Consider the following 741-nt stretch of genomic DNA (forward strand, 5'->3'; position numbering starts at 1 on the left):
GAGCGGTAGCACGAGCCGTTGTCGGACAGGACTCGTTCGACGGTGACTCCGTGCTCGGCGAACCAGGCCACCGCGCGTTCCAAGACTCCGATCGCGGTGGCGGCCGTCTCGTCGGTGCAGATCTCGGCGTAGGCCACTCTTGAGTGGTCGTCGATGACGGTGTGAACGAACGCGGTTCCGATCCGCGGCTCGGAATTCTTGCCGCGTTCTCCCGTGCGGCGCGCGGTGGCCCGGGCGTTGAGCTTGCTCTGCTGTCGGGTGAGGAACTTGTGCCCGCCACCATCGGGGATGTTGCCGAACTTGGTGACGTCGACATGGATCAGCGAGCCGGGGTGGGGATGTTCGTAGCGGCGCAGCGGTTCGCCGGTGACTCGGTCGATGTGGGAGAGCCGGTTGATTCGGCATCGCACCAGCACGACGTGAACGGTCGAGGCCTGCATCCCGAGGCGGCCGGCGATCTGGACGGGACCGAGTCGTTGGCGCCAACGGAGCCGCACGATCCGTCGAACGAGCGCAGGTCTTGTCTTGTTCGGGCTGGCGTGGGGTCGAGAGCTTCGGTCGGCCATCCCGGCCTGCCCTTCGGTGCGGTAGCGGTCGGCCCACTTCTTGGCAGTCCGCGGAGCAACCATGAACATCTTCGCCGCTGAGGCGTAGGTCCAGCCGCGGTCGACGACCAACCGTGCCATGCGCAGACGGGTGATCGGGGTGAGGGTGGCGTTAGCGTGGGACATGAAGGCCTCC

At 66.7% G+C, this 741-nt stretch carries 1 protein-coding gene; it reads right to left on the minus strand.

Translation table 11 applies throughout. The annotated features are described in order from the left end of the window. On the minus strand, positions 1 to 731 hold a 731-nt coding region (locus CF8_RS20475), incomplete at its 3' end, for a leucine zipper domain-containing protein (protein ID WP_036493891.1). Between the last annotated feature and the right edge of the window lie 10 nt (positions 732 to 741).

It is taken from the genome of Nocardioides sp. CF8 (genome assembly GCF_000389985.1).
GTDB classification, from domain to species: Bacteria; Actinomycetota; Actinomycetes; order Propionibacteriales; family Nocardioidaceae; genus Nocardioides; species Nocardioides allogilvus.